Genomic DNA, 21,008 nt, shown 5'->3' with positions numbered 1-21,008 from the left:
TTATTTTTTTAAAACGAAAGGATTTAGCTCAAAATAGAATTTTAATTTATCATGAGAGAATTCATCTTAGACAGCAATTAGAACTATTAATAGTTTTATTTTACTTGTTTTATGTCATTGAGTTTATGATTAGATATATTAAATTAAAAAATTGGAAACGAGCTTATAAGTCAATCTCTTTTGAGAAAGAAGCTTATAAAAATGAAGGTAATCCTAAGTTTTTAAAAGAGCGACCATTTTGGAATTTTATACATTATTTTTGATGTTGAAAATGAAGTCAAAAACTCAACAAGTTCATATTGAAAATGATAGAAACATTCAGCTTTTTATAAAGCGTGAAGACTTGATTCATCCGTTTGTTTCTGGTAATAAATTCCGAAAACTTAAATACAATATAATTGAAGCGAAACGACAAAAGAAGGATACACTTCTGACTTTTGGAGGTGCGTTTTCTAACCACATAGCAGCTGTTGCTTATGCAGGATACAGCGAGGGTTTTAAGACTATTGGTGTTATTAGAGGAGAGGAGTTAGCGTCACAAATTAATACAAATCCTACATTGCAATTTGCCCAAAAGCACAAGATGACTTTTCATTTTATAAGTCGAGAAGATTATAGAAAAAAAGCATCTGAAGATTTTCAAGATGGACTTAAAAATAGGTTTGGAGCGTTTTACTTAATTCCAGAAGGAGGCACAAACGAATTGGCTGTAAAAGGATGCAAAGAAATACTAGATTTTGAAGATGTTAAATACGATTACATATGCACTTCTGTTGGAACTGGAGGGACAATATCTGGAATAATAAATGCTTCAGAAAAACATCAAAAAATATTGGGTTTTCCTGCTTTAAAAGGTGATTTTTTAAAAGAAGAAATTGTTAAATTTGCTAAGCGTAAAAATTGGCAATTAATCAACGACTACCATTTTGGAGGATATGCTAAAATAAACACACAATTAGTAGCGTTTATTAATGATTTTAAATCTAAATATAGCATACAGCTAGATCCTGTATACACGGGTAAAATGCTATTTGGGATTTTAGATATGATTGCTAGTGGTAAATTTGAGAGTGGCTCAAAAATTTTAGTGATTCATACAGGTGGACTTCAAGGTATAGAAGGTATGAATCAACGATTAAAAAACAAATCAATGCCTTTAATCAAAGTGTAAATGAAAAAAAGAGTTCTAATAATAATTTTATTATCCTTTGTTTTTGCTTGTGGTCCAAAAAAAGGTATTGTCACTAAAAAAAAGAAGACTGATACTAAACCAGAGAAGGTTGAGGTTAAAAATGACACGGGAGCTGTGCCGACTAAGGCGCCAATAAAAGCTGAGGAAAAATTACCAAGAAAGAGAACATCAGTTGATACTTATATTAATACCTATGCAAATATTGCAATGGCAGAAATGCGCATTTCAAAAATACCTGCGAGTATTACTTTAGCACAAGGTATTTTGGAATCAGGTTCTGGTAATGGTCGTTTAGCAAAAGAAGCTAATAATCATTTTGGTATTAAATGTCATGGGTGGAAAGGTGCAAAAATCTACCATGATGATGACCGTTCTCAAGAATGTTTTAGAAAATATAAAACTGCTTCTACGTCATATAAAGACCATTCAGAATTTTTGACAGGTAGAAAGCGTTATGCAAATTTATTTAGACTAAAACCTAACGATTATAAAGGATGGGCTAGAGGTTTGAGGGCTGCAGGCTATGCTACTGATAGAAAGTATCCTCAAAAATTGATTAGCCTTATTGAGCGCTACGAACTTTATAAATACGATAATCAGGTTTTAGGAAATTCAACTAAAAATAAAACTACAGCATCTATATCTCATACGGTCATCAAAGGTGATACTTTGTATTCTTTGAGTCGAAGATATGGTTTAACAGTAGAGGCTATAAAACAAAAAAATAGTTTAACGTCTAATGACTTAACCATTGGTCAAGTGTTGATTATAAAATCAGAATAATTTTATGTTATATCAAAGAAGCAGCGCGCTTTTTAAAGAAGCACAAGAGGTGATTCCGGGTGGTGTGAATTCATCTGTTAGAGCTTTCAAAGGTGTTGGAGGAACGCCTATTTTTGCAAAATCTGCAAAAGGGGCTTACGTTTATGATGAAGATGGCAATCGATATATTGATTATATAAATTCTTGGGGCCCGATGTTGTTGGGTCATGCTTTTGGACCAGTTGTTGAAGCCGTAAAGATTAAAGCAGAGTCAGGTACATCTTTTGGAATGCCTACGGCTATTGAAACAGAGATTGCAGAATTGGCTGTGGAGATGGTGCCAAATATTGACAAAATAAGATTTGTAAATTCTGGAACAGAAGCTTGTATGAGTGCTATACGATTGGCTCGAGGATTTACAGGTAGAGATAAGATTATTAAGTTTTCTGGTTGTTATCATGGACACAGTGATGCTTTTTTAATTGCTGCTGGAAGCGGTGGCGCGACATTTGGTACACCAAATAGTCCTGGAGTTACCCAAGGTACTGCAAAAGACACATTGTTGGCAGATTATAATAATCTAGAGAATGTGAAACAACTTATTGAAGCTAATACTAATGAAATTGCGGCTATTATTATCGAGCCTGTTGCGGGGAATATGGGGTGTATTCCACCTAAAGAAGGTTTTTTAAATGGGTTGCGATTGCTTTGTAATTCTAATGGTATACTATTAATTTTTGATGAGGTCATGACTGGCTTCAGGCTGGCTAAAGGTGGTGCACAAGAATTGTATAGTGTAAATGCAGATATTGTTTGTTTTGGTAAAGTAATTGGAGGTGGTCTGCCAGTTGGCGCATTTGCTGCTAGAAACGAAATAATGAATTATTTAGCACCTCTGGGGCCAGTATATCAAGCAGGAACTTTAAGTGGTAATCCATTAGCAATGGCGGCTGGTTTAGCAATGCTAAAGACCATTAATTCTGATAAAGATTTATTTAAACGCCTTGAAGAAAAAACATTGTATTTACACAAAGGTATTACCGATGTCTTAGATAAATCTAATATTCAATATACAATTAACAGAGTAGGCTCAATGATTTCTGTTCATTTTGATGAAGGAGAGGTTTATGATTTTAATACAGCTGTAAAAGGAAATAACAATACGTTTAAAGCTTTTTTTCATAGCATGCTTAATCAGGGCATATACATAGCGCCTAGTGCGTTTGAAACTTGGTTTATAACAGATGCTCTGTCTTATAATGATTTAGATGAAACAATTGCAGCTGTCGAAAAATTTACAAAAGAAATGGCATAAAAAAAGAGCGCAAATAGCGCTCTTTTACTTTTTTAAAGAATTATTTTCTTCTTTTCCCTCTTCTTTTTCCTTTATGCATTTTGCGCTCCATCATTTGAGAAAATTTGGCATATTGCTCATCGTCAAGGATGGTTTTCATTTTTGCTTTTAATGCGATTTGGGCATCAAGTCTACCAGCTCTAATTTTTTGACGCTCCTCATCAGTCATTTCCTTTCCAGATTTTCTTGCAGCATTCATTTTGTCTTTACCTTCTTTGTAATGTGCGAGTAAAGCATTTTTAACCTCAATCTGTTGTTTGTTGCTTAAATCTAATTTTAGAGTCATCTTTTTGGAATCAATTTCTGCTCTATCTTCAGGAGACGCTTTTCCTTTTTTTATCATACGCTTTTTAATAGCGTTACTCATTTTCTCTTTTTCAATTTCTTGTGCATAGCTAGTAAATGTACATAGGGCTAATGCGAGTACTAATAATTTTTTCATGGGTTTAATTTTATTGTTTTTTAATCGATTGACAGGTTTTCATTGGTGAAATACCTTCGTTAAACATTTTGTTCTCCTCTATGACTTATTAAAGCCAAAAGCGTTTAAATGTACTGCTTTTTTTAACACATTATTTAACACTTATCTATTTTTTAACAAGTTTTAATGTGGTTTCATACAGAGGTTTGTTTTCCAGTTTACTCTTTAGCCATGCATAAAAGCTTATTACAAAGATATCTTCTTCGGAGTCTTCTTTCCGTATAAGGGTTTCCTCGACTTTATTTTTAAAACGTTTAGTAGATACAATTTGAGGATTTTTATAATAAGCCTCAGCTAAGTTTATTAAGTTAATAATATTGGTTTGACTTATGTCTCTAAGATGTTTTGTGTAAAGTCGCCTAAAGCTTTTTAATCTTGAGTAGAAGAGGTTTTCATCACCTAGCTCGATGTATAATAGCAATTCTGAAAGATTTTTTTTAATCACCCAATCGATTCCTGCTTTTTCAATATACCAATTGTCTGTATGATAAAATTTTGAAAGTATAGATTTAGCGTTGTTAAATTCATTTTGCTGAAAATAAAACATAAGTAGCGATAAGTTGAGGTCAAGTAGAGCTTCAATATCGTTATGTTTTTTTGTAATCGCGTTTATAGTAATGTTTATAGCATCTTTTGGTGTATTATTGTAATTAAGATTTAAGGCTTTTACTAAAGTTAGTTTTAGAATAAAAGTTTTGTAATACGTATTGTTTTTGAGCATCATTAACTGATGCATCTCATTGATATACTTTAAAGACTCTTCAAATTTTTTATTTCTAAAAAGTGTATTTGCTATAATGTAAACAATTTGTATCTGGTAGTAGAGCTGTTTATTTGTTTCTTTCTTTTTTTTAAGTATAGCATAGCTTTTTAAAACAAAATCTTCGATTTCAAAATAGCGTGTTGTGATAAAAGCAGATATATTGGCTATTGCTAAAATTTGGTAAAGTGATTTAAAGGAAAGTGACTCGTTTAATTTAATATCAGAATCTTTCAGAGTTTGCTCTAAAATTGTTTCGAAGTTAACAATTTTTCTTTCATAGCTGATAAGGTTTAATACTGATTTTAATTTGGAATAGACGGTATTTAGTTGGTCTTCTAAATGATGCTTTTTTCTATTTTCATTTTGCTTTCTTATAAGGTCTTCTAAATTAGCTTTAGGGTAATCTGGTGCATACTGAATCTTGGTATGGTAAATTTCATTAAGTATTGGAAATAATGAATCTTGATCGGCTAAATACTCCGCTTTATCTAAAAGTTTATAGGCAGTAGAAAAGTTTTTTTGAAGTAAGAATGTGCGAGAAGCTAGTATGTTTTTTATAATCTGAATGTCTATAGAGTTTTCATCTTCTAGGCTCTTGTTTGCAGTAAAATCTATTAAGCTATCAAATAATCGTTTTCTCAAGGCGTGATACGCGTTTTTATTGTCAGAGTTGTAAAGCTTTTTGCATATAATATTAGAGTCAGTTTCTCCCTCGGCTAATAGCTTAAACAATTGAATGTTTTTAGTGTCTGTCCGCTTGTTTTTACGTTCCAAATAGACAGTGAAATCATACCTGTCTTTACTATTTAAAGCGTTGATTATAGAATTTATATCTATCATTTAATCGTAATTAAATATTAATATATACCAATAAATATAGAATTTAATTAATTTTTTATACAGAATATATCATAAGTTTTTATAGAATTTTAATTTTTATTTCTATGGTTTTGATGGCACTTTTGTCCTGTAATCATTAAAACAAAATATTATGAACTCAGAATTTAATTTTAGGCGTTTAGATATTATAAAACTAGGGCTGTTTTATCTTATTGCTGCTTTAACCATTATTTATTTAAAGTCTTATATAATTACTTTGTTAGAAAGTAGTAATGGCTCTTGTGTTATTAATTGGAGGAGATTCTAAATATGAATCAAAAAAATCTAAATATTGCTTTTTTTGTTACTACAGGCATTTCGGTTCTTGTTTTTATATATCTGGTGTTCTTAGGTTACGATGAGATTAAAACGTTTAAGGATGTCATTAAGATTATTGCATCGATATTATTTCCTATCCCAATACTGTTTTTCGTTAGACTTATTGTTATTGAAAACTTTATGCCTGAAAACACAGAGGCTTATAAAGTAGAGAATCAAAAACCGGCAACATTATTCCTAGCTATAACTGTAATAGTGGTTATTATAATTTTACAGATTTTAGAGTTAGTGACACTAAAGAAATTGGAAGATACGCTCATTTTAGCACACTTAATAAACTCAACAACAATAAGCTCTTATGTTTTTAATTTCCTATTATACAATAATTTAAAAGCCAACGGTGTCTTAAGTGGAGTACTTATGGCTTTAGCAATACATATATTTTTCTTATCTGCTTAAAAAATATCATTAACTGCTGAATAGCATCAGCATAAAACTTAAAATTATGAATATCATCAAAAATCAAAAAAATCAAACGAACTCAGAAAAAAGAGAATTATTGTTTACGTTTCAGACAATTATAGTCGCTGGTCTCTTAGCTTTTACGGCTATAGCTTTTTTCTTTTATAATCATTTAACAGTAGTAAAAGGCATCAAGGTAATTTTTGCACCATTTTTATCAGTAGTACCATTGCTTTTTATTCTTTCAATTCTTAGAGATTTACGAAAAGGATTTATTGAAGGCAATTATACCCAAAAAGAAATGGTAAAGTTTGGTTTGCTGACTTTAGCAATTACAATAGGTTTTACGGGTATAACTTTTTTACTCTCAAAAATTAATGCTCTAGAAATATTATTGGCAGGGATTATTGCCGTTTTAAGTACTGTCTTTTTTCTACGCAGTAAGATTAAAGATATTTTAGGGATGTCTATAGTAACAGGTATTGCCGAAGGAATTATTATTTATATGATCTTTTTGTTTTGATGATAGGTTAGTTAGTGACCCAAGACCTCGTGATTTTTGATTGGTCACGAGGTTTTAAATTAGTATTTTAATTATATATAAAATAAATAATCATATGATATCTAAATTTCAAAAAGAAATACAATTGCTTCTCGATAATCAAGTGATTAATCAAGAAACTGTAAAGCGTATTGAAACGTTTTATGCCTCAAGAAATGAAGAAAAACCAAATCGACTATTTACTATTTTTGGTGTGATAGGAGCTACTTTGGTAGGTCTTGGTATTATACTCATATTAGCACATAATTGGGATAATTTTTCAAAATCAATAAAAACAGTATTGGCATTTGCACCTTTGCTTATTGGGCAGTTTTTTGTAGGGTATTCACTATTTAAAGCAAAAGCTAAATCTTGGGTTGAAGCTTCAGGAGCGTTTTTGTTTTTTGCAGTTGGTTCATCAATAGGTTTGGTGAGTCAAATCTATAATATACCTGGTGATTTAAGTAGTTACTTGCTTACATGGACTTTGTTATGTATACCATTAGTTTACATACTAAAATCTAATACGTTAGTGTTTTTGTGTTTAGTGTTTGCAACTTATTATGGTTGTAATTATGGCTACGGATATTTCTCAAGCAGTCATACACCCTGGTGGTATTTATTAATGGTTATTACATTAATACCTCAATATTTTCAGCTTATAAAGTCTAAGAAAGACTTCAATTTTACCTCTATTTGTAATTGGTTGTTTCCTTTAAGTTTGGTCATAGTTCTTGGTGCTTTTACAGAGACTAATAGTGGTTTTGGTTTTTTGATGTATATATTGTTGTTTGGAGTTTTTTATAATATAGGTAAACTTAAATTCTTTTATAATCAAAAATTAAGACGTAATGGCTATCTCATTATTGGTTCTTTAGGAACAGTTATAACGTTATTGATTACAAGTTTCAAATGGATTTGGAATGATATTTTTCGAAGTGAATTTATTTTTAATCCTCAGGAAGCTGCAATTGCAGTGTTACTATTTGTATCTGCAAGTCTATTAGTTTACAGAACGACTCAAAAAGAAAAGAATAATGATTTAAGCTTATTTCAAATTGTGTTCTTTGTTTTTGCCTTGTTATTTTCTGTTGCTCAAAAAGATGAAGTAATTCCACTAGTATTAATAAATGTTTTACTCTTAGTTTTGGGTGTTAATGCCATAAAGATAGGAGCAGATAGATTTCATTTTGGAATCCTTAATTATGGTTTACTCATTATAACTGCACTTATCGTTTGTCGTTTTTTTGACACCGATATGTCTTTTGTGCTACGTGGATTGCTATTTGTAAGTGTTGGTGTTGGTTTTTTTGCAACAAATTATATGATGCTACAAAAACAGAAAAAGACAACTAAATCAATTTCAAAATAATAATATGAAAAAAATATATATACTCATTGCGTTTTGCGTATTAGCATTAATTCAGATTTTTATTCCTGCACAAATGGTTTTAAGTCAAGAAACGGTCTTAGAAAAAGGAAAAGCTTATAAATTTATAACACGTCCAATTGATCCTAATGATCCGTTTAGAGGCAAGTACATTACCTTAAGATATGAAATCAATTCTTTTAGAACTATAGATACGACATGGCAACGCGGTGATGATGTTTATGTTTATATAAAGGATAGTCTCGGCTTTGCTAAACTCGATACGATTTCTAAACAAAAAATAGTAAGAGATACAGATTATGTTATAGGTAAAGCAACATGGCTAAACCGAAAAACTGAATGGAATAAAAGACCCACTCATTTAAACTTTGATTTACCTTTCAATCGTTTTTATATGAATGAGAACAAAGCAAAACCAGCAGAAGATGTGGTAAGGTTAAGGAGGAATGATAGTACCATAAAAAGGGTATATGGTTTGGTTCATATCAAAGACGGTACATCGGTTTTAAAAGACGTTTTTATCAACGACATTTCAATCAAAGAATACGTTGAACAAAACAGGCCTTAATGTTTTAAACTGATATTTAGTATATTGTTAAATAATCCTACAAGGTCAAATGCAGTATTGGGTCTCAACATTAGTCACAATTTTTGTTATATATGCTATTATTAGCATAGTGCTGTATTATGTTCAAGATTATGTGCTATTTAAGCCCGAAAAATTACCTGAAGATTTTCAATTCGATTATGAAAATCAAGAAACAAAAGAATACAATTTAGAAACTCGCGATGGTGCTATTATCAATGGACTTCGATTTTTCCCAAAAGGCGAAAGTAAAGGTGTTGTTATCTATCTTAAAGGAAATTCTAAGAGTATTAAAGGTTGGGGTAAGTTTGCGGTAGACTTTACCAGACATGGCTATAATGTTTTGATGGTAGATTATCGCGGCTTTGGCAAAAGTACTGGGAAGCGCTCTCAAAAAGCGATTAAAAGAGATTTACAGCTGGTATACAATAAGGTCAAAGAGAAGACTACTGAAGATAGAATAATACTTTATGGGCGTTCTTTGGGTTCTGGCTTTGCAGCAAAATTAGCATCAATGAATAATCCTAAAAAGTTAATCTTGGATGCGCCATATTATAGTCTTACTAAAGTTACAGGACGGTATATGCCATTTATGCCACTTTCTATTTTGCTTAAATACCCTTTACCAACCTATAAATGGCTAAAATATGTACAATGTCCAATACATATTATTCATGGCACGCATGACAAATTGATACCTTATAAATCGAGTGTAAAACTATCTCAGGTCAATGCAAAGCTTACCAAGCTCTATACAGTTATTGGAGGAGGACATAAGAATCTAAATAATTTTGAATCCTATCATAAAATGTTAGATGATATTCTCAATAAAGAACCAAAAACCATTGATTTAGAAACTACAAGTATTAACGTTATTCATAGTGCAAAAAAGACTAAAAAGAAAGCTTAAAAGAACATTACTTGTACTTTTGACATTATATCTTATGATTGGAGCATCACTATATTTCTTTCAAGAAAAATTATTGTTTTTACCAACTAAGCTGAGCCAAGATTATCAGTATCAATTTAATTATCCTTTTGAAGAGTTATTTTTTAAAATCAATAATGATGCGGTTATTAACGCGCTACATTTTAAAGCTAAAAATTCTAAGGGCGTTATACTATATTTTCATGGTAATGCTGGAGATTTAAGCCGCTGGGGAAGAATTACTGAGTATTTTACTGCAATGGACTATGATGTTTTGGTAATGGATTATAGAACATATGGAAAAAGTGTAGGTCCATTAAGTGAGGCTGCTTTTTATAAAGATGCTCAGTATTGTTATGAGTATTTATTGAAGCAATATCCAGAAAAAGATATTACACTTTACGGGAGATCTTTAGGAACAGGTATAGCATCGTATTTGGCAACAAAAAATAACCCAAAACAGCTTATTTTGGAGACACCATATTACAGTATTGAAAATGTTGCAAGAAGCAGATTTCCTATTTTTCCAGTGCGGCATTTGTTGAAGTACAAATTTCCAACATTTCAATACTTACCAAAAGTCAAATGCCCGATAACCATAATTCATGGAACAGAAGATACCATAGTGCCGTATCATTCAGGAAACAAACTTACGGAACTAGATATTGAAAACTTAAATTTTATTACTGTTTTAGGGGGTAGTCATAATAACCTCGTAGAATTTGATAAATATCATGATGCTATGACTAATGTTTTAGAATAAATAGCTTATAGGCTCTTAATAATTGGAACACTTACATTAATTCCTGTTTGAATATCTGGCGCATTATTTACAGAAAAATCTTGTTTTAAATACATGGATAATTTAAAATCTTTTCGCCCATAAGTGTATATAAGTGACCAATTAGATAATGGCACGTATAAACGTGTAACTCCATTATGCCATCCAGCATTAATATCTCTAAAGTTTCCTAACAATCTATAATAATCTGTTTCTTCTTTTTTATTGTATCGCGATTGGATTTGATAATTTAGACCAAGTGCATTATAGTTGCCTTTACGAGTATATTTAGTAAACTCGACATTTCCTTCTAAACTTGCAATAAAAAGATTGTTCCCTAAATCTATGACTTCATCAAAATCAATAATATTCTTTCTTAATAAACTTGTGCCAGCTGCAATGTCAAGTTCATTTTTATTTTCAAATTGTATTTGTTTTAAAGCATTTACAGAGATACCTATATCTACAGAAGGATTAAATTTTGACATATTAATGCCTATATGACTTCCAAAATTAAAACTTAGATTTTTAGCTTTGCTAAATTTAAAATCGGGATAATAATGATGATTAATCTCTAAACCACCAATAAAAAAATCATTTTTATCCAGTTGTAATGTATTTCCATTTCTATCTGTGTAACTAAAGTTTACTTGATTTAATCCATAAAAACGTCTGCCAAAAGGATCTTCACCACCTGCAATATTACTATGAAACCACTCTATAGTTTCGTCACTTGTAAAAAATGAAAAAGGGTAACTGCCATCAGTAATTAAATAAGACCTTAGGTTAATTCCTAATTCATGTTTTTTTGCAATGGGTAAAGTGATATTTACCCTAAACTCTTTAATGATTGCATCAATAACAATATTGTAATAATCTGCCGGCGTAGCTTCTTGATCTATAAAATCGAATCGTCTTTGAAACCAAATTACTTGACTAAGTGCCTCTCTAACATCAGAATCTCTTGGTAAGTGAGTTTCTACAAATGGCTGAAAATTATTACCACTTGCATAATTAAATGTAAGCTTAGTTTTCTGATAAGGTTTTAACTTGAAATTTTGTTGAATGCGTGAACTGAATATACCAAAATGATGTGTGGTTTGCATATTGGGATTATCAATCCCGTTTTTGATGGATAAGCTCTCTTTAGATTGTGAAAAACCAATAAAGGAAATGCCTAAGAATAGCTTAAGAATGGTTTTTTGCATGGCGCAAAAATAGTATTTGGTTTAAAATAAAAAAAAGCTCCAAACTAAGTTTGAAGCTTTTTTGAAATATTTGGAACGATTTACTTAGACTATTTTGGATCTAAAATATTATTTACACGTTCTAAGGCATCAGCGATATGAATTCTGCTCATAGAATCTCCGCCCCTAGCATTTCTTAATTGAGAACGCAGAGATTTTAATTCTGCTCGTACAACAGCTCTAATATCAGACTGGCTTACGTTTACAGAAGTGCCACCAAAGAAACGTCTAAATTGCGCAGGAATAGCAGGTTGCTCATTCTTCATGATAAACTCCATACGCTCAATGTATGCACGCTGTAAATTACGTCTATAAATGTCTATTTTCTTACCAGTACGTAACTCACTAAACAATCCACGACGTAAATCTTTCATCATATCGTATAAACCATAAGCACTGTCACCATTGATAGATTCATTTTCTAAAAGACGTTGCATTCTTCCAAAATCCATCATATTATTTAACGTACGTGTTTGGATTCCTCTTACGCGCTCTATATGGCCAGCACTTTCAATTTTATTAAAGATATTATTGTCTAACATCCATTCTGGTGTTGTAAATAATTGGTCTTGTAAAAATTGCATTGCTTTTTTCTGATGGCCATCAGCTACATGAGTATATACTGCACCTTCTTGATCGTATGTTTTGTAGTATTCGTATACACCACCTATATTTGATGCAACATGTCCCATATAGCGATTAAATTGTCCTAATACTTGTCCGTACATAGTGCCTAAATCGTCATAATTTTTACCATCTTCAGCAGTCCATTCTATTAAGTTTGGAACAATACGCTTTAAGTTTTTAATTCCGTATTCACTTGCTAAAACTGCATCATCTCCTAAATCTTCAGTTTGAGAACTTGGGTCAATAACGCCAAATTGCTGTCTTCCAAAACGGTACATTGGATCCCCAGCTTTTTCAAGAATCCAGCTATCTAAAGTTTTCTTTTCGTCATCAGCAGATTTAGCATCTAATATTGGCTTGTAACCCCACATTATTGCATACTTATCATAAGGGCCAATATTTGGCATTAACGCAACACCTTCATCTCCAGGTTGTGCAACGTAATTAAAACGTGCATAATCCATAATTGATGGCGCTGTACCATACTTTTGAGTAAAAACCGGGTCACGTAATTTTTCAACAGGATATGCAACACTACTTCCCATGTTATGCGGTAAGCCTAGAGTGTGTCCTACTTCGTGAGCCGATACAAAACGAATTAAACGCCCCATAACTTCATCTTTAAAGGCAACACCACGAGCTTCAGGATTGATAGCTGCAGTTTGTACAAAAAACCAATTGCGTAATAATGTCATTACGTTATGATACCAGTTAATGTCACTTTCTAAAATTTCTCCAGAACGTGGGTCACTTACGTGAGGGCCATTGGCATTAGGTATAGGCGAAGCTAAATAACGTACTACAGAATAGCGTACATCTTCTGGAGACCATTCTGGGTCTTCTTCTACAGTTGGAGGGTCTTTTGCAATGATTGCATTTTTAAAACCTGCAGCTTCAAAAGCTACTTGCCAATCTTCAATACCTTGCTTGATGTATTTACGCCATTGCTCAGGTGTGGCTCTATCAATATAATAAACAATTGGCTTCTTAGGTTCAACAAGTTCACCGCGCTTAAACTTTTCAATATCCTCGTCTTTAACTTCAAGTCTCCAACGGTCTAAGTAACGTATGGTTTTGCTTTCTTGAGCATCTAAACCATAATCTGTTTGTCCTCTTCCAAACCATCCCACGCGTTGGTCAAAATGACGACGTTGCATAGGTACTTTAGGTAAAAGAATCATGGAATTATTAATCTCTAAAGAAATTGTACCTGTACTAGAATTTGAAGGTGGTCGCCCAGCTATATATGTTTTTACATGCCTTGCTTCAATGTTTTTAGGATAACTTTTTAAAGATTCTATAAAGGATTTTTCAGAATCAAGACGTGATATTCTATAGGCTTGTCGGCGTCCTTGAGGAAAACCTAATGCTTTTACATCTTTGCTAAACATTGGAGACACATCTATTACGGTCTTTGTAGAATCTTTGCTAAAGGCTTTAATTGGGAACGTGTAAAGAATTGGTTCAAAGTTAGAATTAACTACAGCTTCATGTACTGGTAAAGAATCAGCAGCTACAACTTGATGAGATACAACTCTCAACAAGACTTTTTTATCTTTCTTCTGCCAGCGGAGAACTTGAGTATTTTGCTTTCCGCCACCGAAACCAATACCGTTAGCTGTTTTTGCAATACGCGTCACCATTAGCATTTCTCTTTCGAAAAGTGAGTCTGGGATTTCGTAGAAGAATTTATCGTCAATCTTATGAACGTCAAATAGACCTTTGTCTGTTTTTGCGTCTTTAGTAATAACCTTGTTGTAAGGTTTAATAGCGTTTTTACTAGGTTTTTTTCCTGGAGGTTTTGCCATTGCGGTTGCGCCAGTTTTTTTTGATTTACTTGCTTTTTTTGCAGTATTACAAGAGAAAACCAAAAACGCGCAAGCTACAAATAGTAATTTAATGCGTAAATGTTTCAAAATAAGTTGGTTTTAAATTTCGCATGAAAATACACAAACAGATACTTTTTGGATAATTAGAAATGTTATTTAGTATTTATTTAACGCCACATTTTTAGCTACAAGTAAAATTTAAGACAATTTGTAAGTTTTAATAAGCATGTCTCGACATAATGTAGAAAATTGATAAAAATGAAAAAGATAATCAGCCTACTTACAATAATATTAACTCTTAATTCATTTAGCTACGCTCAAGAATTAAATGTTATAGTGCCTGGAACGGCAAAAAATATTCCTGATGGATGGCATAAATTCACTTTCCAAGGCACAAAATTTGATGTAGAAGTTAAAGCAGAAACCCTAACTGAGGGTAATATAGTATGGTTTGACCAATCGATATATTCAGGCAGTTTAAAGGGTTATGACATCTCTGGAAAAGGTACATATGTATGGCCAAATAGAGAACGTTATGAAGGAACATTTAGAAACAATATGCGTCACGGAAAGGGGACAATGTTTTATAAAGATGGTTCTCGTCATTATGGTAAATGGAAAAATAATAAGAAGAATGGTAAAGGCCAAGAATATAACAAATCTGGAGAATTGGTAAAAGATGGTATTTGGGAGAACGATGTTTTTGTGAAACCAGCAAAGGCTAAGAAAAAGAAAGGTTAAGTTAAAGTTGATTGTTAGTAAAAAGGCGCTTTTGGTCTATCCATAGCGCCTTTTTTATTTATTCTATTTTGAGTTTACATAAGTTCTACAAAAAGACCATCGTCTGTCTTTTCGACTTTTGTTACACCAAGTTTGCCAAGTCCTTTAATGCCCTTATCCCACGCTTTATTACTTAAACCAGATTTAGATTTTAAATCATTTAAAATCATTCGGTTTTCAGATTTTAGAATTTCGAAAATGATTTTTTCGTTATCGCTCATCTCAATAGCTTTCTTTTCTGGTTTCATCTGAGGGAAGAACAATACTTCTTGTATCGATTGGTTATTAGTTAAGAACATAATTAGTCTGTCCATACCAATTCCCATACCAGATGTTGGAGGCATACCATATTCTAAAGCACGTAAGAAGTCAAAATCTATAAACTCTGTAGCTTCATCATCACCTTTTTGGGCCAGTTTTAATTGATGCTCAAAACGTTCACGTTGATCAATTGGGTCGTTAAGCTCAGAATATGCATTTGCTATTTCCTTACCACAAACCATCAACTCAAAGCGTTCAGTTAATTCAGGATTGTCTCTATGTTCTTTACACAACGGACTCATTTCTTTAGGATAGTCAGTGATAAAAGTTGGTTGTATGTAGTTGCCTTCACATTTTTCACCAAAAATTTCATCAATAAGCTTTCCTTTACCCATGGTTTCATCTACATCAATATTCATAGCTTTACAAGCTTGGCGAATTTCGTCTTCAGATTTGTTATTGATATCAAATCCAGTAAATTCTAATATTGAGTCACGCATAGTAATGCGCTTGTAAGGTGCTTTAAAATTAACTTTATGTTCTCCAAAAGTAGCTTCGGTAGTTCCGTTTACAGCTGTAGCACAATGTTCTAATAGTTTCTCGCAGAAATCCATCATCCAGTTGTAATCTTTGTAGGCCACATAGATTTCCATAGCTGTAAATTCTGGATTATGAGTACGGTCCATACCCTCATTACGGAAGTTTTTAGAAAACTCATAAACACCATCAAAACCTCCAACAATCAAACGCTTTAAGTATAACTCATTTGCAATCCGCATGTAAAGTGGAATGTCTAAACTATTGTGATGTGTTATAAAAGGACGCGCAGCAGCTCCACCAGGTATTGGTTGAAGAATAGGTGTCTCTACTTCAAAATAACCTGCATCATTAAAAAATTGACGCATAGCGTTAAACAACTTTGTGCGCTTAACAAAGACTTCTTTTACGTGGGGGTTTACTGCTAAATCTGCGTAACGCTGACGGTAACGCATTTCAGGGTCGTTAAATTCATCAAACGTGTTACCTTCCGAATCTTGTTTTGGTAATGGTAGTGGTTTTAAGGCTTTACTTAATAAGGTAAAGTTTTTAACCATTACTGTTTTTTCACCAACTTGTGTTGTAAATAACTCGCCTTCAATACCTATAAAATCTCCTATATCTAACAATTTTTTATAGACATCATTATATAGAGTTTTATCTTCGCCAGTACAAATCTCATCTCTATTAAAATAGACTTGTATGCGACCTTCACTATCTTGAAGCTCAGCAAAAGACGCTTTTCCTTGAATACGTCTAGACATTAAGCGACCAGCAATAATAACCTGTTTGCCATCACTAAAATCCTGTTTTATCTCCTTTGAAGAGTTATTTATTGGATATAAGTCTGCTGGATAAGGATTGATGTCCAGAGCTCTTAATTTGGCTAATTTGTCGCGTCTAACTAATTCTTGTTCTGAAAGCTGCATTTTTGTTGTTTTAAAAGTGCAAAATTACACTATTTACAAAAATTAATGCCTCACTTTTAATATCAATTTAACGGCGCCTATTTCTTCACTTTTTTTGATTTCTTTTTTACGCCAAAATAGTTGCTCTTATAATCATTAGTTGTAATTATCTTTAAGATGTCTTCTTCTATGGTTTCAATAGGACGTTCTATAATACGATTTACCTCTTTGCCATCTTTAAAAAAGATGAAAGTAGGTACACGAACAATATTTAAGCCTGCTTCTTCATGCTGTGGGCTTTCTTTATACATGTCTGGTTCTCGACTTAGAGCAACTGCAGTTAATTGCTTCATAGGATAATTAGCAGCTTCTAAAATCTTGTAGAATTTTGGTACTTGACGTTTACTATCGCCACACCAAGTACCCATGAAAAGTTTGATATCATAATCTTTAAGATTTTGTTTTATGTTTTCAATAACTTCTATGTTTGGTTCGTAATTTTCGTAGTTAGTGTTAAACCAGCTACTGTAGGTTTCACTTTCAAAACCACTTTTGTCAATTTTGCCAAGTAGGTATGGTTTTTTTCCTTCTGGTTTATATTCAGCATTAATACTTTGGGTTTTACAAGAGCTAAATATTAGTGCAATTAATACAATAGAAAATACTTTTTTCATAATGTGAGATATTGAAATGATTAGATTCAAAAATCAAAAAATGAAAACAAGATTTTATGTGATTAGGGTTTGAAAAGAGTACTAGCACCTGGGTTGAATTTTTTAACTATTTGGTAAACAGAGACTTCACATCATCTCTAGATTGAACATTTAATTTTTTGTAAATGTTGTTTGTGTGTGTTTTAATGGTGCTGACACTTAAAAAAAGTGTTTCAGCAATATCTTTATTGCTTTTTTCTTGAAGTAAATGCTCTAAAACTACTTGTTCTTGTTTTGAGAGTTTATCTTTTAATTCTGTTTTTTTGTGTTGTTTGGATTTGATAAATCTCGATATAAAAAAAAGATTGACTATGACTGAAAATAGAAGTAAGGCAACGATAAGATATGTCCAATTGAAACTAGTTGCATCACTAACTGAAGAATTAAGCATAAAGGTATCTGAGGCTAATTCGTTGCTGTACTGTTTTGTATATGAAGCTTCAGGATAATTTTCTAGCAGTCTGGATTTTAAATTTTCGTAATAATTATTAGATTTTAAGTCTTCAACATAATAGGAATGAAGGTCGCTAGTTCTATCAGATAGATAAGAATAAATATAAAGCTCTGCTAAAGGTTCGTTGAGAGATTTTCCAAAATCTTGCAGTGTTTTGAACCATTTTTTATTATTCAATTTGCGATTGGCTTCACTTCTAAATTCACTGTAAGCAAATCGCATATCTGCTTTTAAAGAGTCTATTCTAACAAAAGCATTAGCCTTATCGTTTGTAGAATTTATGTCACAGAATACTTGATTTTCAAATGAAAATGGGAGTTTAAGAGTATCTTTGTTGTTTGCAATAAAAATGATTTCTTTGCTATCACTACAATGGCCATTAAAATGATTGGCGTCTTGAGTTGCATCAGAGCATTTGTCTACATGAATGCGATAAATTCGATTATCAGAATCTAGCATATTGCCTTTAAACTCAAAATAACCACTAGAATCTGCTGTGGTCTTTGCAATAATCTGTTCCGAATACACGCCAGAAATTTTTCTATAGTCTTCAACAATAGAAAGGTAAACAGAGTTTTGCCACTCGTTAGATTCTATATAACCCGAAAACGAATATTGTGCCTTGGCAAAAGACCATAAGCATAAAAGCAGTACTGTGAGTTTTAATCTCATAAGACGAAACTAATGATTTTTTCAGAAATATTGATATGGAATGTAGCTTGTAACAATTTTAATCAAGTAGCGTCATACAAGTACATCAAATCAAAAAACAAAATTATGAGTTTCTGGAGAGTTCTACTCGCTATTATTTGTCCACCTTTGTCTGTTATTGGTAAAGGTTGTGGGTCTATTCTTATTGTATTTTTATTATGGCTATGTGGTTGGGTGCCAGGTGTCATTGCTGCACTTGTTATTTTAAATAATCCTGAACGATAATATTGTATCTTTGCATAAGAAATTTAATCTACATAAACATGAAAAAAATTATTGCATGCTTAGTGTTTCTGAGCTTATTGACGAGTTGTAATGTTACTGAAACAGTTGTATTTACTGAAGATGGTTCGGGAGAGTTTTTAGTGAGTTATGATATGACAGAAATGATGGCTAAAATGAAAGAAACTATGGGAGGCGATACTGATGTGTCTGAAGAAAAAAAGCCAGGAGAAGTTATGGATACAACTATGGTTTTTGCTGATATTATGGAGATTTATAAAGATAGTGTTGCAGCTTTACCAGAAGAGCAACGCCTAGCTATGGAATATGTAAAAGATATGTATATGACCATGCATATGGATGAAAACTCGGGTGAAATGAATATGGGGATTGGTATGAAATTTAATTCTATTAATGATTTAAAAGATATTCAAGCTAAAATCAAAAAAGCACAAAGCTTAAATTCTCAGAGTGGGCAAGTAGACATGATGAAAAGTCAGACACCTTTAGGCGCTTTGTCAGGAAGTGATGATAATGTAGATTATAGTTATTCGGATACGATGTTCTCTAGAGTAACAACTATTGCCGAAAAAACTGAAGAAGAACTAGAAGAATTGAACGCTCTTTTTAAAGGAGAAGATGAAACTGATAAAGAGTTCCTAGACTACTTTGAAGCATCTTACTATACAGTAAAATTAGTGTTTCCAAAGCGTGTAAAGTCTGCAGATATTGAAGGTGCTGTTATTTCTGAAGATAGAAAAACAGTAACTTACAAAACCAGTTGGATGAATTACATTAAAAATCCGAAATCTTTGGATGTTGCTGTAACGTTCTATGAATAAAACCGTAAAACTTGAAGATTTAGGTTCTAAAGATTTTAAAGCGACTTGGGATTATCAAGAAAAGCTTTTTAAAGCTATTTTAGATACCAAGATTAAAAATAGGCGCGAAGATGCAGGACTGCAAACAGATAATCACTTTTTGTTTGTTGAGCATCCTCATGTTTATACTTTAGGCAAAAGTGGAGATTTGTCTAACTTATTACTTTCAGAATCACAACTCATCGAAAAAGGCGCAACTTTTTATAAAATAAATCGCGGTGGTGATATCACTTATCATGGACCTGGTCAGATTGTGGGCTATCCTATTTTAGATTTGGATAATTTTTTTACTGACATTCATAAATATCTTCGTTTTCTAGAAGAATGTATGATTCTTACACTCGCAGAATATGGTTTAAAAACAGAGCGAAGCCCCGGAGAAACTGGCGTTTGGTTAGATGTGGGTACGCCATTTGCTCGTAAGATTTGTGCTTTGGGTGTTCGAGCTAGTCGATGGGTAACAATGCATGGTTTTGCACTAAATGTTAATGCAGATTTGGGTTATTTTGATAATATTATACCATGCGGAATTAGAGGCAAAGCTGTGACATCTCTAAATGTAGAATTGGGTATAGATAAGGTTGACGAAACAGAAGTTAAGCAGAAAATTCTTAAGCACTTTAAGGTACTCTTTGAAGCAGAGTTTACAAATAGTTAATGCTATTTACAAGCATTATTATATATGTCAATGGTTCTTGTTATATCTTCTAATCTGTATGAGCTACCCTCAATATCTTTTAGTAAAGTAGGACATTTACTAAAGTGCTTTAGCTTTAATTCGCTATGATTTTTTTTGAATAGATATTTCGATGGCCTTAGTTTTCTAACCACATCAGTCTCTTTGTCACTAAAGTAATAGAGCTTCAGATCATGCAGAAGATACGAGTTAAAGGCTTTCTTTTTATATATCTGCGCTTTACTTTTTGGAAGACTTGAGCTTCTTTCTGTAATAATAGGATTTGTATTTATACTTTTTCTTTTTGTGGAATTTGATACTAGATAAAGATTAATTTTTCCAGTGCTTACTAATCTTAATAATCTAGCACGTTTATCTTCTTTACTGAGAAGTTTATAATCGAAATGAACAATATTTCCGTTTTCCTTAATGTCTAAAGATTTAATTGACAGGTCATTATAAGTTTTAGTGTGTTTGTCACCGTCTCTTGTGAAATACACATCATTGTCTTTTATATAGCCATTGCCCCTAAAGGTTGAGCCATTTTTGAGGTGTATTAGCATTGGAATTTTTTCTGATTCAATGTCATTCAGGAAATCATTACTCATTTGAGCATCAATCACAAGAGATGAGCACAAAATAAATGTAAGAATCAAACATTTTGCAAATGTTTTCATTGGGTTTAAGTAACTGGTTAACTAATTGGAGAGTAATGTAGTAATTAATTCAAATTATTAATTACAAATTAGATGAGTGACGAATTT

Annotated in this window: 22 protein-coding genes; 14 read left to right on the top strand and 8 right to left on the bottom strand. The window is 32.1% G+C overall.

The genetic code is table 11. The features are described from left to right. Window positions 1-271 precede the first annotated feature (271 nt). Genes IEV10_RS00150 through hemL form a run of 3 tightly spaced genes read left to right on the top strand, consistent with a single transcriptional unit; the run spans window position 272 to window position 3,269 of the window. A complete protein-coding gene (locus tag IEV10_RS00150) occupies window positions 272-1,171 on the top strand; it encodes a 1-aminocyclopropane-1-carboxylate deaminase/D-cysteine desulfhydrase (protein WP_188372668.1) in 900 nt (299 codons plus the stop codon). Beyond that, window positions 1,172-1,975, top strand: coding sequence for a glucosaminidase domain-containing protein (locus IEV10_RS00145; RefSeq protein WP_188372667.1), 804 nt, complete (start codon window positions 1,172-1,174; stop codon window positions 1,973-1,975). 4 nt (window positions 1,976-1,979) lie between these two features. After that, a complete protein-coding gene (hemL, locus tag IEV10_RS00140; RefSeq protein WP_188372666.1) occupies window positions 1,980-3,269 on the top strand; it encodes a glutamate-1-semialdehyde 2,1-aminomutase in 1,290 nt (429 codons plus the stop codon). Window positions 3,270-3,309: 40 nt separating this feature from the next. Here hemL and IEV10_RS00135 read toward each other — a convergent pair whose 3' ends face one another. Continuing rightward, on the bottom strand, window positions 3,310-3,750 hold the full coding sequence (locus IEV10_RS00135; RefSeq protein ID WP_188372665.1) for a DUF4890 domain-containing protein: 441 nt from the start codon (window positions 3,748-3,750) through the stop codon (window positions 3,310-3,312). Window positions 3,751-3,895: 145 nt separating this feature from the next. Then, window positions 3,896-5,392 carry a hypothetical protein gene (locus IEV10_RS00130; protein ID WP_188372664.1) on the bottom strand — a complete coding sequence of 499 codons (1,497 nt, stop codon included), beginning with the start codon at window positions 5,390-5,392 and terminating at the stop codon, window positions 3,896-3,898. Window positions 5,393-5,543: 151 nt separating this feature from the next. On the opposite strand from IEV10_RS00130, the gene IEV10_RS00125 reads away from it, so the two are divergent. The 7 genes from IEV10_RS00125 to IEV10_RS00095 all read left to right on the top strand — a co-directional run bounded on the left by IEV10_RS00125 (window position 5,544) and on the right by IEV10_RS00095 (window position 10,380). After that, window positions 5,544-5,699, top strand: coding sequence for a hypothetical protein (locus IEV10_RS00125; RefSeq protein WP_188372663.1), 156 nt, complete (start codon window positions 5,544-5,546; stop codon window positions 5,697-5,699). 2 nt (window positions 5,700-5,701) lie between these two features. Next, the gene (locus IEV10_RS00120) at window positions 5,702-6,169 is read left to right on the top strand and encodes a hypothetical protein (RefSeq protein ID WP_188372662.1); all 468 of its coding nucleotides are present in this window, start codon (window positions 5,702-5,704) and stop codon (window positions 6,167-6,169) included. A gap of 46 nt (window positions 6,170-6,215) precedes the next feature. Then, a complete protein-coding gene (locus IEV10_RS00115; RefSeq protein ID WP_188372661.1) occupies window positions 6,216-6,695 on the top strand; it encodes a hypothetical protein in 480 nt (159 codons plus the stop codon). A gap of 94 nt (window positions 6,696-6,789) precedes the next feature. Further along, the gene (locus tag IEV10_RS00110) at window positions 6,790-8,085 is read left to right on the top strand and encodes a DUF2157 domain-containing protein (protein ID WP_188372660.1); all 1,296 of its coding nucleotides are present in this window, start codon (window positions 6,790-6,792) and stop codon (window positions 8,083-8,085) included. 4 nt (window positions 8,086-8,089) lie between these two features. After that, window positions 8,090-8,671 (top strand): GDYXXLXY domain-containing protein, encoded by a 582-nt coding sequence (locus IEV10_RS00105; protein ID WP_188372659.1) that lies wholly within the window; start codon window positions 8,090-8,092, stop codon window positions 8,669-8,671. A gap of 49 nt (window positions 8,672-8,720) precedes the next feature. Further along, window positions 8,721-9,599 (top strand): alpha/beta hydrolase, encoded by an 879-nt coding sequence (locus IEV10_RS00100; RefSeq protein WP_188372658.1) that lies wholly within the window; start codon window positions 8,721-8,723, stop codon window positions 9,597-9,599. Window positions 9,600-9,633: 34 nt separating this feature from the next. Continuing rightward, window positions 9,634-10,380 carry an alpha/beta hydrolase gene (locus IEV10_RS00095; protein ID WP_188372657.1) on the top strand — a complete coding sequence of 249 codons (747 nt, stop codon included), beginning with the start codon at window positions 9,634-9,636 and terminating at the stop codon, window positions 10,378-10,380. Between the two features lie 5 nt (window positions 10,381-10,385). Here the strand turns inward: IEV10_RS00095 and IEV10_RS00090 are convergent, their stop codons facing one another. Then, window positions 10,386-11,606: a hypothetical protein gene (locus IEV10_RS00090; protein WP_188372656.1), complete on the bottom strand. Its 1,221-nt coding sequence runs from the start codon at window positions 11,604-11,606 to the stop codon at window positions 10,386-10,388. Window positions 11,607-11,695: 89 nt separating this feature from the next. Continuing rightward, the gene (locus tag IEV10_RS00085; RefSeq protein ID WP_371862929.1) at window positions 11,696-14,191 is read right to left on the bottom strand and encodes a zinc-dependent metalloprotease; all 2,496 of its coding nucleotides are present in this window, start codon (window positions 14,189-14,191) and stop codon (window positions 11,696-11,698) included. Window positions 14,192-14,359: 168 nt separating this feature from the next. On the opposite strand from IEV10_RS00085, the gene IEV10_RS00080 reads away from it, so the two are divergent. Further along, window positions 14,360-14,842 carry an MORN repeat-containing protein gene (locus IEV10_RS00080; RefSeq protein WP_188372655.1) on the top strand — a complete coding sequence of 161 codons (483 nt, stop codon included), beginning with the start codon at window positions 14,360-14,362 and terminating at the stop codon, window positions 14,840-14,842. Window positions 14,843-14,916: 74 nt separating this feature from the next. Here IEV10_RS00080 and lysS read toward each other — a convergent pair whose 3' ends face one another. The 3 genes from lysS to IEV10_RS00065 form a co-directional block, all read right to left on the bottom strand. Next, window positions 14,917-16,608, bottom strand: a complete 1,692-nt coding sequence (lysS, locus tag IEV10_RS00075; RefSeq protein ID WP_188372654.1) for a lysine--tRNA ligase — start codon at window positions 16,606-16,608, stop codon at window positions 14,917-14,919. Window positions 16,609-16,685: 77 nt separating this feature from the next. Then, window positions 16,686-17,261, bottom strand: coding sequence for a thioredoxin family protein (locus IEV10_RS00070; protein WP_188372653.1), 576 nt, complete (start codon window positions 17,259-17,261; stop codon window positions 16,686-16,688). Between the two features lie 106 nt (window positions 17,262-17,367). Then, entirely contained in the window at window positions 17,368-18,426 is a 1,059-nt protein-coding gene (locus tag IEV10_RS00065; RefSeq protein WP_188372652.1) for a response regulator transcription factor, read from the bottom strand. A gap of 105 nt (window positions 18,427-18,531) precedes the next feature. Between IEV10_RS00065 and IEV10_RS00060 the strand changes: the two genes are divergently transcribed. Genes IEV10_RS00060 through lipB form a run of 3 tightly spaced genes read left to right on the top strand, consistent with a single transcriptional unit; the run spans window position 18,532 to window position 20,226 of the window. After that, on the top strand, window positions 18,532-18,690 hold the full coding sequence (locus IEV10_RS00060) for a YqaE/Pmp3 family membrane protein (RefSeq protein WP_087491852.1): 159 nt from the start codon (window positions 18,532-18,534) through the stop codon (window positions 18,688-18,690). A gap of 38 nt (window positions 18,691-18,728) precedes the next feature. After that, complete coding sequence (locus IEV10_RS00055) at window positions 18,729-19,529, top strand: hypothetical protein (protein WP_188372651.1); 801 nt, start codon at window positions 18,729-18,731, stop codon at window positions 19,527-19,529. Next, window positions 19,522-20,226 (top strand): lipoyl(octanoyl) transferase LipB, encoded by a 705-nt coding sequence (gene lipB / locus IEV10_RS00050; RefSeq protein ID WP_188372650.1) that lies wholly within the window; start codon window positions 19,522-19,524, stop codon window positions 20,224-20,226. Before IEV10_RS00055 ends, lipB begins: the two co-directional genes overlap by 8 nt. Before the next feature lie 2 nt (window positions 20,227-20,228). Here lipB and IEV10_RS00045 read toward each other — a convergent pair whose 3' ends face one another. Continuing rightward, window positions 20,229-20,921, bottom strand: a complete 693-nt coding sequence (locus IEV10_RS00045; RefSeq protein WP_188372649.1) for a hypothetical protein — start codon at window positions 20,919-20,921, stop codon at window positions 20,229-20,231. Window positions 20,922-21,008 lie beyond the last annotated feature (87 nt).

It is taken from the genome of Winogradskyella haliclonae, from assembly GCF_014635865.1.
GTDB classification, from domain to species: Bacteria; Bacteroidota; Bacteroidia; order Flavobacteriales; family Flavobacteriaceae; genus Winogradskyella; species Winogradskyella haliclonae.
Note: the sequence above shows the minus strand (reverse complement) of the source record. Positions and strands in the feature narration are given on the sequence as shown.

Coding starts and splice junctions, on each gene's coding strand:
- IEV10_RS00150 (WP_188372668.1), top strand. CDS start 272: ATGAAGTCAAAAACTCAACAAGTTCATATTGAAAATGATAGAAACATT.
- IEV10_RS00145 (WP_188372667.1), top strand. CDS start 1,172: ATGAAAAAAAGAGTTCTAATAATAATTTTATTATCCTTTGTTTTTGCT.
- hemL (WP_188372666.1), top strand. CDS start 1,980: ATGTTATATCAAAGAAGCAGCGCGCTTTTTAAAGAAGCACAAGAGGTG.
- IEV10_RS00135 (WP_188372665.1), bottom strand. CDS start 3,750: ATGAAAAAATTATTAGTACTCGCATTAGCCCTATGTACATTTACTAGC.
- IEV10_RS00130 (WP_188372664.1), bottom strand. CDS start 5,392: ATGATAGATATAAATTCTATAATCAACGCTTTAAATAGTAAAGACAGG.
- IEV10_RS00125 (WP_188372663.1), top strand. CDS start 5,544: ATGAACTCAGAATTTAATTTTAGGCGTTTAGATATTATAAAACTAGGG.
- IEV10_RS00120 (WP_188372662.1), top strand. CDS start 5,702: ATGAATCAAAAAAATCTAAATATTGCTTTTTTTGTTACTACAGGCATT.
- IEV10_RS00115 (WP_188372661.1), top strand. CDS start 6,216: ATGAATATCATCAAAAATCAAAAAAATCAAACGAACTCAGAAAAAAGA.
- IEV10_RS00110 (WP_188372660.1), top strand. CDS start 6,790: ATGATATCTAAATTTCAAAAAGAAATACAATTGCTTCTCGATAATCAA.
- IEV10_RS00105 (WP_188372659.1), top strand. CDS start 8,090: ATGAAAAAAATATATATACTCATTGCGTTTTGCGTATTAGCATTAATT.
- IEV10_RS00100 (WP_188372658.1), top strand. CDS start 8,721: ATGCAGTATTGGGTCTCAACATTAGTCACAATTTTTGTTATATATGCT.
- IEV10_RS00095 (WP_188372657.1), top strand. CDS start 9,634: ATGATTGGAGCATCACTATATTTCTTTCAAGAAAAATTATTGTTTTTA.
- IEV10_RS00090 (WP_188372656.1), bottom strand. CDS start 11,606: ATGCAAAAAACCATTCTTAAGCTATTCTTAGGCATTTCCTTTATTGGT.
- IEV10_RS00080 (WP_188372655.1), top strand. CDS start 14,360: ATGAAAAAGATAATCAGCCTACTTACAATAATATTAACTCTTAATTCA.
- lysS (WP_188372654.1), bottom strand. CDS start 16,608: ATGCAGCTTTCAGAACAAGAATTAGTTAGACGCGACAAATTAGCCAAA.
- IEV10_RS00070 (WP_188372653.1), bottom strand. CDS start 17,261: ATGAAAAAAGTATTTTCTATTGTATTAATTGCACTAATATTTAGCTCT.
- IEV10_RS00065 (WP_188372652.1), bottom strand. CDS start 18,426: ATGAGATTAAAACTCACAGTACTGCTTTTATGCTTATGGTCTTTTGCC.
- IEV10_RS00060 (WP_087491852.1), top strand. CDS start 18,532: ATGAGTTTCTGGAGAGTTCTACTCGCTATTATTTGTCCACCTTTGTCT.
- IEV10_RS00055 (WP_188372651.1), top strand. CDS start 18,729: ATGAAAAAAATTATTGCATGCTTAGTGTTTCTGAGCTTATTGACGAGT.
- lipB (WP_188372650.1), top strand. CDS start 19,522: ATGAATAAAACCGTAAAACTTGAAGATTTAGGTTCTAAAGATTTTAAA.
- IEV10_RS00045 (WP_188372649.1), bottom strand. CDS start 20,921: ATGAAAACATTTGCAAAATGTTTGATTCTTACATTTATTTTGTGCTCA.